The following is a 16,120-nucleotide window of genomic DNA, read 5'->3' on the forward strand; positions in this document are numbered from 1 at the left end:
CTCAGCCGCCCTTGGCAACCCTGCGCCAGAATCTCCATGCCTTGCGACATCGTTGGCGCGAGCCACCACGAAAGCGCAAGTTTCAAGCCATGCCAAAGCTATCTTAGCGCATATGCCCTCGAGGGGGGGAGATCAACAGCGCTATGCCCTCCGTCTCTCCGGCCCTTCATCCAGCCAGGCCAGATCTTCCGGCGTCAGCTTGATATCCAGCGCCTTGAGGCTGTCCTCAAGCTCGTCCAGTGTGCGCGGGCCGATCAGGGGGACCGACGGGAAGGGCTGCGCCAGCACGTAGGCGAGCGCGACATGGATCGGGCTCTTGCCGAGTTTGCGCGCCAGTTCGATGGCGCGGTCGCGGCGGCCGAAATTCTTTTCAGAATACCAGACCCGCACCAGCTCCTCATTGTCGGTGCGGTCGCGGCCGGCGCGGTCGGTGAAGAAGCCGCGGCCCTGGCTCGACCAGGCGAAGTTCGGCATCTGCCTTGTCGTCAGCCAGGCTTTCCAGTCATCCGTGGAAGAGGTGACGCAGCCGGGCCAGATCGGCTCCAGCATCTCGGCCAGCGAGAAATTGTTGGAGAGCGCGCCGGGTTTTTGCTTGCCGTTCTTTTCGGCATAGGCAATGGCCGCGTCCATGCGTTCCATCGTCCAGTTGGAGCCGCCGAACAGGCCGCGGATGCGGCCGGCCTTGGCCTCGGCGTCCATCGCGTCGACGAATTCGCCGACCGGCACGTCGGGATTGTCGCGATGCATGAAATAGATGTCGACGTGGTCGGTCTGCAGCCGGTCGAGCGACTGCGCCAGCTGCTTGCCGATGACGTCGGGATAGCAGAGCGGCGAATGTGCGCCCTTGGCGATGATCACCGACTGCTCGCGGACGCCGCGATTCTTCAGCCATTGGCCAAGCAGCGTCTCGGTGTAGCCGGCGCCATAGACATAGCCGGTGTCGAACAGATTGCCGCCGGCCTCGAAATAGGCGTCGAGCAGGATCGAGCCGGAGGAGAAGGTGCGGAAATCCTCGAAACCGAGCGCCAGAAGCGACACTGCGCGCGGCAGGCCGGGGATGGCGCGCTTGCCGATGGCCTTGCCATCGGTCCGCAGCGGCCGGCCGGAGAGGGTGTTGATGCGCTTAGCCGGCTTTTCGATGTCATATTCCAGCCCGACCGCGGCGCGCCATTTGTCGAGAACGCGCAGCGTGCCGAGGCTGTCGGCCCAGCCCATGCCTGGCCAGGCGAACTCCTGCCGTCCGGCAAGGATCGCCTCGCCGGCGGCATCGACCTCGAAGGAATAGAGGTGGCGGGTCTCGTCGAGGCTGATCACCTCGCGAGCCGCCCCGGACCGGATCACCTCGATCCGGCCCGGTCCGACATCGCGGTTGCCACCGGCGAACCAGAAATCGGGCACCTCGATCTGACCCTTGGTGCCGAAGATGCGCAGCACATTGTCCTGGTTGAGCGAAATACTGCAGGAAACCTCGGCGACGATGCCGTTGGCGAAGGTGAGCAGCGCGGAGGCCCACTCGTCGACGCCGGACTGGCCGAGATGGGCAGCGCCCACCACCTTGACGGGCTCGAGGAAGGGCTGCCCTGCCGCTGCGCCCGCGATCAGCCGCGCCATCGACACCGGATAGCCGCCGACATCGAGGATGCCGCCGCCGGCGAGGTCATTGGCATAGAGCCGGTGCTCTGGCATGAAGCCCGGCATGGCGAAGCCGAAGCTTGACTTGATCATGCGCACCTCGCCGATGTCGCCCGATTTGATCAGCTCGACCAGCTTCAGGGTCTGCGGGTGCAGCCGGTACATGAAGGCTTCGCCGAGAAACGTGCCGGCCTTGCGCGCCGCATGCATCATGGCGTCGGCCTCGAAGGCAGTCAGCGCCAGCGGCTTTTCGCACAAGACATGCTTGCCGGCTTCCGCCGCCTTGATCGCCCATTCGGCATGGCCGGGATGCGGGATCGAAATGTAGACCGCATCGACGTTTTTGTCGGCAAGCAGCGCCTCATAGCCGTCGAGGATGCGCGCGCCCGGAAAGGTCTCGGCCAGGCCCGGCTTGGCGGGATTGCGGGCGCCGAGCGCGACCAACTCGCCGTTGCGCGACCCCGCCACGCCGCCCGCAAAGGATTTGGCGATGCTGCCGGGTCCGAGAATGCCCCAGCGGATTTTTCCAGATGTCATGTCGAATTCTCCATGGGTCGCCGCCACGCCTGGCATGCCGGCAAAGAAAATTGCGGGTCAGCGGATCCTGGCGCCCGCCTTGTCGAAGAGCAGCGCCCGTTCCGCCTTGATCGAGACCGTGAAATGGTCGCCGCTGGCGCGCTGGCGCGAAGCCTCGCGCTCGACGATCAGCTCCTCGGGTCCGGCATTGGCGTAGACATAGCTCACCGAGCCCAGATGCTCGGCGACGTCGGCCTTGACCGGGATGTCACAATCGCCCTCGCCGGCCTCGAAGAAATGCTCCGGCCTGACGCCGAGCACGACCTCGGCGCCGACGGCGGGAAAAGTCTCGCAAAGCGGCTTGCGCAATCTGGCGCCGCCGTGATGGGCGAGCTCGATGATCGCGGCGCTGTTCGTCGTCTCGACGACCTTGGCGCTGAGGAAATTCATCTTCGGCGAGCCGATGAAGCCGGCGACGAAACGGTTGGCCGGGTCGTCATAGAGATCGAGCGGCGCGCCGATCTGCTCGACATTGCCGGCTTTGAGCACAACGATGCGGTCGGCCAGCGTCATCGCCTCGGTCTGGTCGTGCGTCACATAGATCATGGTGACGCCGAGCTCCTTGTGCAGGCGCGAGATCTCGACCCGCATCTGCACCCTGAGCTCGGCGTCGAGATTGGAGAGCGGCTCGTCGAACAGGAAGACCTGCGGCTCGCGCACGATGGCGCGGCCGATGGCAACGCGCTGGCGCTGGCCGCCGGAGAGCTGCTTCGGCCGCCGCTGCATCAATTCGTCGATGCGCAGGATCTCGGCGGCTTTCCTGACCCGGCGCTCGGTGTCGGCCTTCGGATTGCCGTTCATTCTGAGGCCGAAGGAGAGGTTCTGCTCCACGGTCATATGCGGATAGAGCGCGTAGGACTGGAACACCATGGCGATGCCGCGGTCGGCCGGCTCGACATCGTTCATCACCTTGCCGCCGATGGCGATGTCGCCGCCGCTGATGTCCTCCAGCCCGGCAATCATCCTCAGCAACGTGGACTTGCCGCAGCCGGAGGGGCCGACGAAGACGACGAACTCGCCGTCGGTGATATCGATGTTGGCGCCATGGACGACTTCGAAGGTGCCGAAGCGTTTGACGACATTGGTGAGGGTGACGGCCGCCATGTTAGAGCGAGATGTAGTTAGGTTGCATCATTCTGTGTCCCAGTCGGCGAGGCATCTCGCGCTTCCTATTTGACCGCGCCGGCGGCGATGCCGGCGATGAAATGGCGCTGCAACAGCACGAAGACGATGAGCATCGGCACCGTCAGCATGACGGCGCCGGCCATGATGCCGCCCCACGAAACCTTGGTCAGGCCGATCAGCGTGCCGAGCGCCACCGGCGCGGTCATCGCGCCCGGCTGGCTGTTGATCAGCAGCGGCCAGAGATAATTGTTCCACGAGGCGAGGAAGAGGATGATCGCAAGCGCCGCCAGCATCGGGCGGGCCAGCGGCAGCGCCACGAACAGGAAGATGCGCCATTCCTTGACGCCTTCGACGCGGGCGGCGTCGAACAATTCGGCCGGCATCATCGAGAAAGCCTGGCGCATGAAGAGCACCCCCAGCGAATTGAACAGGGGCGGCACGATCAGCGCGATCCAGGTGTTGGCCAAAGCGAAGTCGCGCGCCACCATGATGAATTGCGGGATGAGCACCACCGCATAGGGAAGCGTGATGGTGCCGAAGATGATGGCGACGACCGCGCCCTTGCCGTGGAATTCGTAGCGCGCCAGCGCCCAGCCGGCCATCGAGGTGAGCAGCACCGACAGCACGGTGTAGGTCACCGCCACCGAGACCGAAATGCCGATGGCGCCGATGAAATTGGTGTCGCGCTGCAGGTTGGCGACATTGTCGAGGAAATTGTCATGCGGCAGGAGCTCGATGCCGGGGCTGAAGATGCCGTTGTCGGGCATGGTGGAGAACACCACCATCATCCACAGCGGGAACAACCAGACCAGCGCCAGCGGCGTCAGGAAAAGATGCAGCGCTATGACGCGGCCCAGCCTTGCTTGCGAGCGCGAGGTCATTTCGGCTCCCTCATCAGCCAGAGCTGCACCAGGGTGATGGCGATGGCCAGCCCGGCCATGGTATAGGCGACGGCCGAGGCGTAGCCGAAATTGAGCGAGCGGAAGCCCTGGCGGTAGAGCAGCAGGCCGAGCGTCTCGGTGCCGCCACCCGGGCCGCCGCGCTCAGTGATCAGGAACGGCTCGGTGAAGAGCTGCATGGTGCCGATGATCGACAGCACGGCGCAAAAGACGATGACCGGCTTCAGCAGCGGCAAGGTGATGTAGAAGAACTGCTTCACCCTGCTGACGCGGTCGAGCGTCGCCGCCTCGTAGACATCCTCCGGGATCGACTGCAGGCCGGCCAGGATGATGATGGCGTTGTAGCCGGCCCAGCGCCAGGTGACCGCGATCATGATCAGCGCCATGGCCGGCGTGACGTTGGAGAACCAGTCGATCTTTGAGATGCCGACGCTCTCCAGGAGCTTGTTGACGATGCCGAAATCGAGGCTGAACATCAGCCGGAAGACGGCTGAATAGGCGACCTCGCCGACCACGACCGGGGCGAAGAAGGCGAAGCGGTAGAGGCCGCGCGCCTTCAACAGCGGCGAGTTCAAAAGCACCGCCATGACGATCGCCAGCGCAATCATCACCGGCACCTGGATGACCAGGATCAGCAGCGTGTTCTTCAGCGCATTGTAGAAGGCGGGGTCGCCGATCAGGCGGCCCCAGTTGAAGGCCGGCGCGAAGCGCCACGGCACGGTTCGCGTCGCCTGGAAGGAGATCAGGAAGGAAGAGATGATCGGCCAGATCCAGAAGATGGCGAAGATCAGAAGGTAAGGCGTGAGGAAGCGGTACGCGGTGGCGTTCTGGGTGCGCATTCTTCCTCCTTTCGTTTGTCTTTCCCTTCACCCCCTGTGGGAGAAGGTGGCCGCGAAGCGGCCGGATGAGGGGTATTCCAGGGAACGCCAACGTCTCACTCCGTTGGAACGCCCCTCATCCGTCTTGGCGCTGCGCGCCAATCCACCTTCTCCCACAAGGGGAGAAGGTGAGGCGTCGCCCTACTTCACCGGCAAACCTGTCGCGGCGGCGATCTGCTTGGCGGCGTCGTCGAGCGCGGCCTTGGCGTCGGGATAGCCGTTGGCCAGATATTTGGTCTGCACGGCGCGGACGATGATCTCGGCGTCGCTCTGGAACTGCGTGCCGCGGCTCGGCACCACCTTGGGCAGCGTGGCGAGGATATCCTTCCAGACGGTCTGGCCGCCCCAATAGGGCTGCGGCTGCGAGACGTAAGGATCGTCGAGCGCCGAGATCAGCGACGGCACCAGGCCGAAATCCTTCAGCATGGTGATCTGGCCCTCATTGGTCTCCAGCGAGTATTTCAGATAGGCGTAGGCCGCTTCCTTGTTCTTCGAGGCCGAGGTGATGGCCAAGGACGAGCCGCCGAGATTGGCGGCGCGCGGGCCGTCGGCGGTCAGGCTCGGCATCAGATAGACGCCCCATTTGCCGCTTTCCTTCGGCGATTCGGTGCGGATCGTGCCTTCATACCAGCCGCCATAGACCTGGCTGGCGACCGTGCCGGCGGTGTTGTTGGTGATCTTCGTCGACCAGTCGGCCGACGACACGATGCCGGCGTCCTTCATTTCCTTGACCTTGGTCATGGCGTCGACGCATTTCGGCTCGGCCACGGTGATCGACTGGCCATCCTCGCCGAAATAGGCGCAGCCCTGCTCGTTGGAAATCATGCGGAAGAATTCGGTGTCGCCGTTGAAATCGGCATTGGTCATCGACACGCCCGGATTGGCGTCCTGGATTTTCTTGCCGGCGGCGATGAAATCGTCCCAGGTCTTGATCGAGGCGGGATCGATGCCGGCCTTCTCGTAGAAGTCGCGGCGGTAGAAGACGGCGACCGGGCCGGAATCCCAGGGCATGGCATAGGCCTTGTCGCCGACTTCGAGCTCGGTGCGCTTGAAATCGGGGAATTTCTTCTGGTCTTCCGCCGTGTAGCCCAGCGTGTGCAAGTCGACGAAGCAGTCCGGGAACTGGCTCCAGTAGTTTTCCGCCTCGCCATTCTCGATGGAGACGATATCGGGCAGGCCGACGCCGCCGGCAGCGCAGCCGGCGATCGATTTGTCATAGGTGGGCTGGTTGCCGAGGTCCTGAACCGTGACCTTGATATCGGGGTATTTCTTGTTGAAGCCCTCGACCGTCGCCTTCAGCGATGAGGCGGCGATGTTCCAGCTCCAGATGGTGATCTCGCCGGACTGCGCCAGGGCCGGGCCGGAACCCAGAGCAAGCATAAGCGCGGCGCAGGTCAGTGTAGTGCGCATTGAAATCCTCCCATTTCATTTGCTCTCTCACTGTGAGCGTGGCTAGACTATGCGGCGCGGAAGGCTTGTCCCCGTCGAAGGGAATGAGAAGTTGGCGGAAAGTAAGATGCCGGAGCGTCCGTTCTACCAGCCTGGCGCGAGCAGCGTCGAAGGACTGCCGCTCATGCTGCAGATGTTTTACAACCACCCGTTGGTGATGCTGAAGCCGCACTGGCACGCCCAGGTGGAGGTGAATTTCATTGTGCAGGGCCGCGTGCATTACCGCATGGCCGAGCACGAGATTTCGCTCTCGGCCGGCGAGATGTGCCTGTTCTGGGGCGGCCTGCCGCACCAGATGGACGATCTTTCCGACGACGCCATCTATGCCGGCGCGCATCTGCCGCTGGTGCATTTCTTCCGCCTGCACCTGCCGGCCGACATACGCCATCGGCTGATGACCGGCGCAACGCTGGTGACCAATGCGACCGACCAGTCGGACAACGACAATTTCAAGCGCTGGAACGAATATGCGCGCTCGGGTGATCCGGCCAGGGCCGAGCATGCTGTCAACGAGCTGCTGCTGCGGCTCGAGCGGGTGCGCTTCGAGCCTTACCGGCTGGTGCCGGAAAGGGTGGCTGGGCAAGGCGCCGGCAATGCCTTCGACCAGCAGTCCTCGCGCAATGTCGGGCGCATGTGCGATTTCATCGCCGAGAATTTCCTCTACGACATCGACTGCGTGACCATCGCCGCGGCTGCCGACATCCATCCCAAATACGCGATGAGCCTGTTCAAGAAATCGACCGGCATGACGCTCAACGAATATGTCAATCTGCTGCGGTTGAGCTACGCCCAGGCGCTCCTGATGCATGAGGACGCCAATGTCCTGAGGGTCGCCATGGACTCGGGCTTCGGCTCGCTCAGCGCCTTCAACAAATCGTTCCGCAAGCTCGCCGGCATGTCGCCTTCCGACTTCCGCCGGGCAGGCGGGGCGCGGTAGCGGATCTCGTTAGCGGGATCATCAGGCGGATGCGACGGCGGGAAAGCTGACGGTCACGCCGAGGCCCGGATCGCGGTCCTCGAGCGTTATCGCAGCGCCATGCAGGTCGGCCACCGCCTTGACCAGGCTGAGGCCCAGTCCGCTGCCGGGCGTCGTGCGGCTGGCATCGAGCCGATAGAGCCGGCGGAACACTTTTTCGCGCTCCTCGGCGGGGATGCCCAGGCCATTGTCGCGGACATGAATGAGCACATGGCCGCCTCCGCCGGTCACCGAGAGTTCGATCGCGGTGCCCGGCGGACAGTGTCTCAGCGCGTTTTCGACCAGATTGGCCAGCATTTGCATCAGCAGGTCGCGGTCGCCGTGCACAAACCATTTGGTATCCGGAACGATCCGAGTTGACAGGGACTTGCCGTCGTCCTCGGCGACATCGGCATAGACCTCGCCGATAGTTTCGACGACCGGCCCGACGTCGAGGTCGACGAAACGCGCCTTGCGGGCGCCGGCTTCGATCTGGGCGATGCGCAGCAAGGCGTCGAAGGTGCTGTTGATCTGCTGGCTTTCGGCGCGGGCGTCGGTCAGCTCGGTCGAGACATCCTCGCCCGACACCGTCTTGTCGGCGGCGGATTCCAGGATCATCTGCAGCCGGTTGAGCGGCGTCTTGAGATCATGGGCGATGTTGGCGCTCACCTCCCGCATGCCGTCGACTAGGGCAGACAAGCGATCGAGCGCGGAATTCACCTGGGCCGAGACGGCGTCGATGTCGTCGCCATTGCCGGTCAGCGGGATGCGGGCATCGAGACGCCCATGCGAGACGTCGACCATGGTGTTGGCGATGCCGTCGAGGCGGCGCTGGACGCGCGAGGCAAGCACGGCGCCGCCGCCGATCGCCAGGACGGTGATAAAGAGCGTGGCCCAGCCGAAGCTCATCAACACGATCCTTTCCAGATCCTCGGTTTCCGAAAGCGAGAAGGCGACCGTCAGCTTGTTGCCGCCGACCGTGCCCGAATAGGCGCGATATTGGGTATCGGGCGGCACGCCCGGCAAGTCGGCGGCGAACATGGAAAAGCCGTCCGGCAGGCTGGTGGCGGTGAAATCCCCGGCGAGGCGGTTGCCGTTCCGATCTGTGAGGGAAAAGATTTCGTCCTTGTCCTGGCTGAACTGGGCATGGTCCCTGACGGTTGAGACGAGATCCTCCTTGTCGCTCTCGGCATAGGTGACGGCGATGAGCGAATAGGTCTCCTTGATCGACTGATCGAGCTGCCTGGCGAGCGAAGCGCTCATCAGTTGATAGACGATCGCGCCGGACAGGATGAAAGCCAGCAGGAACAGGAAGGCGAAGGTCAGCGCCAGCCTGAACGGTGTGCTGCGCAGCAGGCTGGAGCGCGGCCCGTTCATGTGACTGCAAAGCCGGTTGGCCGACCCGCAATTGCGGATGCGAGATCAGGCCGGGACATGCAGGCTGTAGCCGGTGTTGCGCACGGTGTGGATCAGCGGCACGTCGAAGGGCCTATCGACCTTGGCGCGCAGCCGGCTGATATGCGTCTCGACGACGCTGGTCTTGGGGTCGAAGTGAAAATCCCAGACGCGCTCCAGGAGCATGGTGCGGGTGATGACGCGGCCCTCGCCGCGCATCAGCACTTCGAGCAGGCTGAACTCGCGCGGCTGCAGATCGATCGGCTGGCCTTGCCGGGTCACGCGGCGCTGGATCAGGTCCATTTCGAGATCGGCGACGCGTAAGCTGGTCTTCTGCTCCTGGGCCGCCGGCCGGCGGCCGAGCGCATGAATGCGGGCAAGCAGCTCGGAAAAGGCGAAGGGCTTGACCAGATAGTCGTCGCCACCCGCCTCGAGGCCCTCGACCCGATCGTCGACGCCGCCGATCGAGGTCAGGAAAATAGCCGGCGTACGGATGCCGGCGGCGCGCACCGCCTTGATCATCGATAGGCCGTCGAGGCCGGGCACCATGCGGTCGGCCACGATCACGTCATAGGCATTGCGGGTCGCGGCGAAGAGTCCGTCATGGCCGTCGCGCAGCAAATCGCAGACATGGCCGGCCTCGGTCAGCCCCCTGACGATATAGTCGGCGGTTCTCGGATCGTCTTCAACAAGCAGAAGTCGCATTCGCCCGGTGCCGTCCTTGCCACCTTGTTTCTACGAACTTTCAGACCGAACACCGCTACACATTTTTGCGAGAGGCGCTTAGGCTGACCTGAATCTCAACACACCCCAGGCCGACCTGATATCCGTCGCGAGCCGACGACGGCAGCGGCGAAGAACCAGGCGGCCGGCCGCGAGAGCGGCAATTTCATGGCCGTCCCGCGCTCGCGCCCAGGGTGAGGAGAAGCTCGTCCAGTTGCCCGAACGTCTCGTCCATCGCATCGGCCGCCCCGGTGCCGGCAGCGTCGAGAGCTTCTTTCGAGGGATAGAGCTCGTGCATGACCAGCAGCGTCTTGCCATCCTTTTCCTCGAAGGTCACCGTGGTGACGGGTCCACCGTCGCCGCCTTCGTCATTGGTCCAGGTGAGGCGCGAGTACGGTACCACTTCGATATACCTGCCGAAGAACTCGGCGGGGTTCGAGGCATCATGGCCGAACGCCAGACGGTACCCGCCCCCGACGCGAACATCCATCTCGCAGGAACGCAGGATCATGCCCATCGACTTCGGCGCCCACCACCGCTTGAACAGTTCAGGCTTGGTCCACGCCTCGAATACGATGCGCGCCGGGGCGTCGAAGGTTCGCGTAACGACCAGCTCACGGTCGGACCTCCGTTCCACCGTCGTGCGAGCGGGCTCACTCCGTTCTTCCATCGACTTCCTCCTTCCGTTTCAGTTCCTCGACAACCTTGTCCAGCTCTTCGAAGCGTGTGTCCCAAAGCCGGCGGTATCTCTCGATCCAAGCCGCCTCTTCCTCCAGTCCGCGCAGGCCGAGCTTGCAGGTCCGCACCCGCCCGGCTTTCCGGGTGGTGACGAGCCCTGCCTGTTCCAAGACGCCGATGTGCTTCTTCATGCCCGTGAGGGTCATGTGGAATTTCTCCGCAAGGTCCGTGATCGAGGCTTCCGCGCGTCCGAGTTGCTCCAGAACGCCGCGCCGGGTGCTGTCCGACAGCGCGGCGAACGAAACATCGAGGCGGGTTTTCGAATACTGAACCATTTGGTTCAGTATCTAGCGCATCGATGAACGGCGCGCAAGAGGACAGCGGGGCGTAGGACGCTGCCGGCCGTCTCCGCCCAAACCGAGCCCGTCTGGCTACTGTAACTTACGGTGAACCTCGACATGCCTTAGTCGAGGAGCGCCTGCTCGTCTTCTTCGATCAATTTTCTCAGCGTCATATGGAGAACGATGGCGAGGATGCAGCCGAGAAAGGTCAGGCTGGTGAAGGTGGTGCCGAAGCCCATGCCGCCATATTCCACCGGCTGCGAGAGCAGGTCGCCGAAGGAGGCGCCGAACGGCCGGGTCAGAATATAGGCGAGCCAGAAGGCCAGGACGGCGTTCAGGCCGAGGAAGAACCACGCAAGCGTGATCGCCGCGATCAGGCCGCCGAAGATGAGCCCGGTGGCGAGATAACCCAGGTCGAAGCGCTCGGCCACCAGATCGCCGGCCGCCGTTCCGAGCGAGAAGGTGAAGAGGATCGCCAGCCAGTAAAAGATCTCGCGCCTGGTGGTAAAGATGGTGTGGATCGACAGGGTCTTTTCGCTCGCGTACCAGGCGATGAAAGTCAGGGCCAGCATGACCGAGAAGACGATCGTCGTCGTCTCCAGCCGGACGCCGAAATTGTCTACCAGGTTGTCGGTGACCAACGTGCCGACGACGCTGATCAGGACAACCGCCAGCCAGTAGGCCCAGGGCACGTAGCGCTTCTGCGCGAATTGCAGGATGAGCGCGACGATCAGAATGCCGGCTATGATGAGCGACGTGGCGGTAAGGCCGAGGCCGAGATTGACAGCGAGATAATCGGCCGCCGTCTCGCCCATGGTGACTGCCATGATCTTGATCAGCCAGAAATCGATGGTGACGTCCGGGACCCGGTTCAATTCGGAGTCATGTTCAATGATTGCGGTCATGGCAATGTCCGTTTCCATTCGCGCCCGAAAAATTGCGTGCGGCGGCGATCGTCAGGCTAGGCAGGCGAATTCACCCCAGCCTGTCCGCGCCCTTACAAATTCGTAAGGTCGGTCAAAAACATACGTCCGGCCTCGCCATCACGCGGCAGAGAAGCTAGAGAAGTCTTGGGGCCCTTGCCGGCGCCGGAGCGGTGAGAAGGAATGGCCTACACGTCTCTCAAATCGGCGCCGAAAGCATTCGACCAGCACAAGCGCCTGATCGTCGTGCAGGTGGCCGCCGTGCTTGCCGTCATCCTGCTCCTGTTCAGCAAGCCGGCGCTGGCCGAAGGGTCGGACGGGCACGAAGTCTTGGAGACGATCGGCTTCGCGATGGTGCTGATCTGCTTCCTCGGCCGGCTGTGGAGCATCCTCTTCGTCGGCGGCAGGAAGAATGACGAGCTGATCGTGTCCGGCCCGTTCTCGATGACCCGGAACCCGCTCTATTTCTTTTCGACCGTCGGCACGGCTGGCATCGGGCTGATGTTCGGTTCGGTGCTGGCGGCCGTCATGCTCGGCCTGGCGAGCTTCCTCGTCTTCCGCTTCACCGCGCGCAAGGAGGCCGAGTATCTCGCCGGCAAATTCGGTGCGGCTTACGCGGCCTATGCCGAACGCACGCCGTCCTTCTGGCCGAATCCGCTGCTCTACCGCGACGAGGCGCAGTGGCTGTTCTCGACGGGCGCGCTGCGGAACACGTTCCGCGACGGGCTCTATTTCCTGGCGTTGTTTCCGGTGATCGAGGCGGTCGAGTATTTGCGCCTCAGCGGCGACCTGCCGACGCTTTTCACGGTTTATTAGTTTTCCGGTAAAACCGCTTTGTCTGCGTTGGCAGGCGGCATGCCTGAAGATTGGCTGACGCGCTTGTCAGGTCCTTTCGTGACGTCGAGGCGTTGCCACGGTGCAGAATTCTGCTTCGCTGCATTCCTCGGGCAAGATCACGGAATGGATCCTCGAGTCTGCGCTCCGCTTCGCGTCGCTCCGCCCGTGGATGACGAGGTTGAGAAGCTTCCGCCAGTCTCCAGCATTTGCGCTGATTTCCCAGAAAATGAACGCCCATCAACGCGCCTTGCCGCGCGCGGCGCGGCGTGTGCTCTCCAGGAGAATTGCCAGGCAACCGGCGAGAAGCAGGAAACCGCCGACGAGGGGCGGCAGCGCCAGCAATTTCACGGCGGCGGTGATCAGCGCGATCAGGATCAGCGCCAGCAGCGCCAAGCTGCCATCATCGACGAACATGCCGACGAGCTCCTTGAAGACGAGACGGATCATGGTCATCGGGCGACTCCTTCGGCAGGCGCCAGGTAAGCGCCGCGCAACCAGCGCACGATGGCGAAGGATGCAAGGGCAATGACGGCGAAGATGGCGAGCAGAGCGAGGTCGGCGCCCGGCCATTCGGCGCCGAGGCCTTCGCCGGTCCAGAACACGCCGAAGCTGGTCAGCATCAGCCCGACGATGAATTTCAGCGAGTTTTCGGGCACACGCGCCAGCGGCCGGTGCACGGCGAGGCCGATCAGCGTCACCAGCACGAAGGCCGCCAGCGCGCCAAGGCCGGCATAGAGCGTCTGGCCATGCGCGGCGCCGACGGCAATGACGATGAACACCACTTCGACGCCTTCGAGCAGCACCGCCTTGAACGACGCGACGGCCGCCAGATAGTCGGCGCGGCGGTCGGCGGCCTGCCGCTGCAAGGCGGCCGTCTCCTTGGAAAATGCCTGCTCCTCGTCATGCAGCGCGATGACGCCGACGCTGCGCAGGATCGCCTTTCTCAGCCAGCGCATGCCGAACAGGATCAAAAGCACGCCGACCACGAATTGCAGGACGGTGATGGGGACGAGCGCCAGCAGCGGCCCGAAAACAAGCACCAGCGCCGCCAGCAGGGCGAGCGCCAGCGCCGCACCGGTCAGCGCCGGGCGCCAGCTGCGCGTCACGCCGACGGCGAGCACGATGGTGAAGGCTTCGACCACCTCGACGAAGGAGGCCAGGAACGAGGCCGTCACGGTGGAAAATATGGGTGTCAGGCCATGCATGCAGGCGTCGTCCAATGCTCGGGAATCATCGGCTGGCGAGAACGATACAGCGCTCCGGCGCCGGCGAGAATGCCAGGGATGATCCTATCTGGTCCCGCGTGAGGCGAGGGCGACTGCAGCGGACTTTTGGAGAACTCATTGACGGTCTGTATCCGTTCGGTGTCCGTTGTATCGCGGCACTGCCCTGGCTATCTGCTGGAGCAACAAGGAGTTCGAGCGGTCAATGGCCGCTCCAGCAGGAACGGAGCCATGAAGAAGATCGGATTTCTGTCGTTCGGGCATTGGTCGCCCTCGCCGCAATCGGGCACGCGCTCGGGCGCCGACGCGCTGCTGCAGTCGATCGACCTCGCGGTCGCGGCCGAGGAACTTGGGGCCGACGGCGCCTATTACCGCGTCCACCATTTTGCCCGACAGCTCGCCTCGCCGTTTCCGTTGCTTGCCGCCGCGGGCGCCAAGACCAAGCGCATCGAGCTCGGCACCGCCGTCATCGACATGCGCTACGAGAACCCGCTCTATATGGCCGAGGATGCGGGCGCTGCTGACCTGATTGCCGGCGGGCGTTTGCAGCTCGGCATCAGCCGCGGCTCGCCCGAGCAGGTGATCGATGGCTGGCGCTATTTCGGCTACGTGCCGGAAGAGGGCAAGAGCGACGCCGACATGGCGCGCCGGCATTCGGAGATCTTCCTCGACCTGCTGCGCGGCGAAGGCTTTGCCCAACCCAATCCGCGGCCGATGTTCCCCAACCCACCCGGCCTGCTCAGGCTCGAGCCCTTCTCGGCTGGCCTGCGCGAGCGCATCTGGTGGGGCGCGGCCACCGACGCCACTGCGGTATGGGCGGCCAAGCTCGGCATGAATCTACAAAGCTCGACGCTGAAATTCGATGAAAGCGGCGAGCCGCTGCATGTCCAGCAAGCCAAGCAGATAAGAGCCTATCGCGCCGCCTGGAAGGAAGCAGGCCATGCCAGGGAGCCGCGCGTCTCGGTCAGCCGCAGCATTTTTGCCTTGGTCAACGACATGGACCGCGCCTATTTCGGCGGCAGCGAGGGCGAGGATCATTTTGGCTATATCGAACCGGAGAAGCGCGCCGTGTTCGGCCGCACCTATGCCGCCGAGCCGGACAAGCTGGTGGAGCAGCTCAAGGCGGACGAGGCGATCGCCGAGGCCGACACGCTGCTGCTCACCGTGCCCAACCAGTTGGGCGTCGACTACAACGCCCATGTCATCGAGTCGATCCTGAAGCATGTCGCGCCCGCGCTGGGCTGGCGGTGAGGTGGCGAAAACGGCAAAATGCGTAATCTCCCCCGCAAGGGGGGAGATCGGCAGCTTCGGCGCCGGCGTTCCTTCCGTCCTTACCCTCGATGTTGACATCTGATAAAATAGCAACCTACTTTGCCGCGTAATCGGTTACGTAACCGATTACGGCTCACTCAAGTGGAGGAGACTAATGAGCAAGATTCCGAACACGCATGGGCTCGACTTGGGCTCGTTCTCGCGCCGCCAGTTCCTGAAGACCAGCGCCTTGGCCGCCGGCGCGCTCGCTCTGCCGCTCGGCCCGGCTTTTGCCGTCGACAAGCCGAAGGTCGGCCTGGTGATGAAATCTTTAGCCAACGAGTTCTTCAAGCAGATGCAGGCCGGGGCGGAGGAGTATGCGGCCAAGAACAAGGACAAGTTCGATTTCGCCGCCGTCGGCATGAAGGACGAGCGCGACTTCGCTGCCCAGGTCGACGCGATCGAGAACTTCATCACCCAGAACTATAACATCATCGTGGTGGCGCCGGCAGATTCGAAAGCCATGGTCACGCCGATCGCCAAGGCGCTGAAGGCCGGCATCAAGGTCATCAACATCGACGTCGCGCTCGACGCCGAGGCCAAGAAGAAGGCCGGCATCGACCTCGCCTTCTTCGGCCCGGACAACCGCGCCGGCGCGAAGCTGGCCGGCGACGCGCTGGGCAAGGCGCTGGGCAAGGGCGGCAAGGTCGTCATCCTCGAGGGCAATCCCGAGGCCGACAATGCCAAGCAGCGCAAGCTCGGCTTCGACGATTCGGTGAAGGAGTACAAGCTGAAGCTGCTCGACTCCAAGACCGCGCATTGGGAGACCGAGGAAGCCAACACGCTGATGACGAACTTCCTCACCCAGCATCCCGACATCCAGGGCGTGATGGCGGCGAACGACTCCATGGCGCTCGGCGTCGTCAAGGCGATCGACGCTGCCGGCAAGTCCGGCCAGATCAAGGTCGTCGGCTTCGACAACATCCCGGCCGTCGGTCCGCTGCTGAAGGAAGGCAAGATGCTCGCCACCGTCGAGCAGTATGGCGCGAAGATGGCGGCGATGGGCATTGACTACGGCCTGCGCGAGCTAGCCGGCGAGAAATTCTCCGGCTGGGTCAAGACCGACGTCAAGCTGATCACCGCCTGAGGCGAGCCGAGGCGCCGGCAACTCCCTCCGGCGCCACGCTTCGCCTCTCTCGTCACCGCCGCCGGCAATTCCGGCGGCGGTGACGGAG

16 protein-coding genes are annotated in these 16,120 nt (G+C 63.7%); 4 read left to right on the forward strand and 12 right to left on the reverse strand.

Going from position 1 to position 16,120, the window contains the following annotated elements; translation table 11 throughout:
• Positions 1–141 precede the first annotated feature (141 nt).
• From O7A05_RS29575 to O7A05_RS29595, 5 genes are all read right to left on the reverse strand, one after another.
• Positions 142–2,169: an aldo/keto reductase gene (locus O7A05_RS29575; RefSeq protein WP_337096700.1), complete on the reverse strand. Its 2,028-nt coding sequence runs from the start codon at positions 2,167–2,169 to the stop codon at positions 142–144.
• A 57-nt stretch (positions 2,170–2,226) separates the two neighbouring features.
• Positions 2,227–3,312 (reverse strand): ABC transporter ATP-binding protein, encoded by a 1,086-nt coding sequence (locus O7A05_RS29580; protein WP_337096702.1) that lies wholly within the window; start codon positions 3,310–3,312, stop codon positions 2,227–2,229.
• A 65-nt stretch (positions 3,313–3,377) separates the two neighbouring features.
• A complete protein-coding gene (locus O7A05_RS29585) occupies positions 3,378–4,214 on the reverse strand; it encodes a carbohydrate ABC transporter permease (RefSeq protein ID WP_224712567.1) in 837 nt (278 codons plus the stop codon).
• Entirely contained in the window at positions 4,211–5,071 is an 861-nt protein-coding gene (locus tag O7A05_RS29590) for a carbohydrate ABC transporter permease (protein WP_337096704.1), read from the reverse strand. Before O7A05_RS29590 ends, O7A05_RS29585 begins: the two co-directional genes overlap by 4 nt.
• A gap of 180 nt (positions 5,072–5,251) precedes the next feature.
• Positions 5,252–6,520, reverse strand: a complete 1,269-nt coding sequence (locus O7A05_RS29595; RefSeq protein ID WP_337096705.1) for an ABC transporter substrate-binding protein — start codon at positions 6,518–6,520, stop codon at positions 5,252–5,254.
• Positions 6,521–6,626: 106 nt separating this feature from the next.
• Here O7A05_RS29595 and O7A05_RS29600 point away from each other — a divergent pair, with 106 nt between their 5' ends.
• Entirely contained in the window at positions 6,627–7,496 is an 870-nt protein-coding gene (locus tag O7A05_RS29600; protein WP_337096707.1) for a helix-turn-helix domain-containing protein, read from the forward strand.
• Positions 7,497–7,517: 21 nt separating this feature from the next.
• Here O7A05_RS29600 and O7A05_RS29605 read toward each other — a convergent pair whose 3' ends face one another.
• The 5 genes from O7A05_RS29605 to O7A05_RS29625 all read right to left on the reverse strand — a co-directional run bounded on the left by O7A05_RS29605 (position 7,518) and on the right by O7A05_RS29625 (position 11,556).
• Positions 7,518–8,891 carry a sensor histidine kinase gene (locus O7A05_RS29605; RefSeq protein WP_337096708.1) on the reverse strand — a complete coding sequence of 458 codons (1,374 nt, stop codon included), beginning with the start codon at positions 8,889–8,891 and terminating at the stop codon, positions 7,518–7,520.
• A 45-nt stretch (positions 8,892–8,936) separates the two neighbouring features.
• A complete protein-coding gene (locus O7A05_RS29610) occupies positions 8,937–9,614 on the reverse strand; it encodes a winged helix-turn-helix domain-containing protein (protein WP_337096709.1) in 678 nt (225 codons plus the stop codon).
• Positions 9,615–9,798: 184 nt separating this feature from the next.
• Positions 9,799–10,302, reverse strand: a complete 504-nt coding sequence (locus tag O7A05_RS29615) for an SRPBCC domain-containing protein (RefSeq protein ID WP_337096710.1) — start codon at positions 10,300–10,302, stop codon at positions 9,799–9,801.
• Positions 10,286–10,645 (reverse strand): ArsR/SmtB family transcription factor, encoded by a 360-nt coding sequence (locus tag O7A05_RS29620; RefSeq protein WP_337096712.1) that lies wholly within the window; start codon positions 10,643–10,645, stop codon positions 10,286–10,288. The genes O7A05_RS29615 and O7A05_RS29620 overlap by 17 nt, the downstream gene beginning before the upstream one ends.
• Before the next feature lie 128 nt (positions 10,646–10,773).
• Positions 10,774–11,556, reverse strand: coding sequence for a COG4705 family protein (locus tag O7A05_RS29625; RefSeq protein WP_337096713.1), 783 nt, complete (start codon positions 11,554–11,556; stop codon positions 10,774–10,776).
• 201 nt (positions 11,557–11,757) lie between these two features.
• Between O7A05_RS29625 and O7A05_RS29630 the strand changes: the two genes are divergently transcribed.
• The gene (locus tag O7A05_RS29630) at positions 11,758–12,390 is read left to right on the forward strand and encodes a methyltransferase family protein (protein WP_337096714.1); all 633 of its coding nucleotides are present in this window, start codon (positions 11,758–11,760) and stop codon (positions 12,388–12,390) included.
• A gap of 258 nt (positions 12,391–12,648) precedes the next feature.
• On the opposite strand, the gene O7A05_RS29635 is transcribed toward O7A05_RS29630, so the two are convergent.
• Positions 12,649–12,864 (reverse strand): hypothetical protein, encoded by a 216-nt coding sequence (locus O7A05_RS29635; RefSeq protein ID WP_337096715.1) that lies wholly within the window; start codon positions 12,862–12,864, stop codon positions 12,649–12,651.
• Positions 12,861–13,616, reverse strand: a complete 756-nt coding sequence (locus O7A05_RS29640) for a COG4280 domain-containing protein (protein ID WP_337096717.1) — start codon at positions 13,614–13,616, stop codon at positions 12,861–12,863. The genes O7A05_RS29635 and O7A05_RS29640 overlap by 4 nt, the downstream gene beginning before the upstream one ends.
• Positions 13,617–13,865: 249 nt before the next feature.
• Here O7A05_RS29640 and O7A05_RS29645 point away from each other — a divergent pair, with 249 nt between their 5' ends.
• Both O7A05_RS29645 and O7A05_RS29650 read left to right on the forward strand, forming a co-directional pair.
• A complete protein-coding gene (locus O7A05_RS29645; RefSeq protein ID WP_337096718.1) occupies positions 13,866–14,885 on the forward strand; it encodes an LLM class flavin-dependent oxidoreductase in 1,020 nt (339 codons plus the stop codon).
• 175 nt (positions 14,886–15,060) lie between these two features.
• Positions 15,061–16,032, forward strand: a complete 972-nt coding sequence (locus O7A05_RS29650; RefSeq protein WP_337096719.1) for a sugar ABC transporter substrate-binding protein — start codon at positions 15,061–15,063, stop codon at positions 16,030–16,032.
• Positions 16,033–16,120: the final 88 nt, after the last annotated feature.

Origin of the sequence: Mesorhizobium argentiipisi (SeqCode), assembly GCF_037179585.1 — a bacterium.
GTDB lineage: Bacteria > Pseudomonadota > Alphaproteobacteria > Rhizobiales > Rhizobiaceae > Mesorhizobium > Mesorhizobium argentiipisi.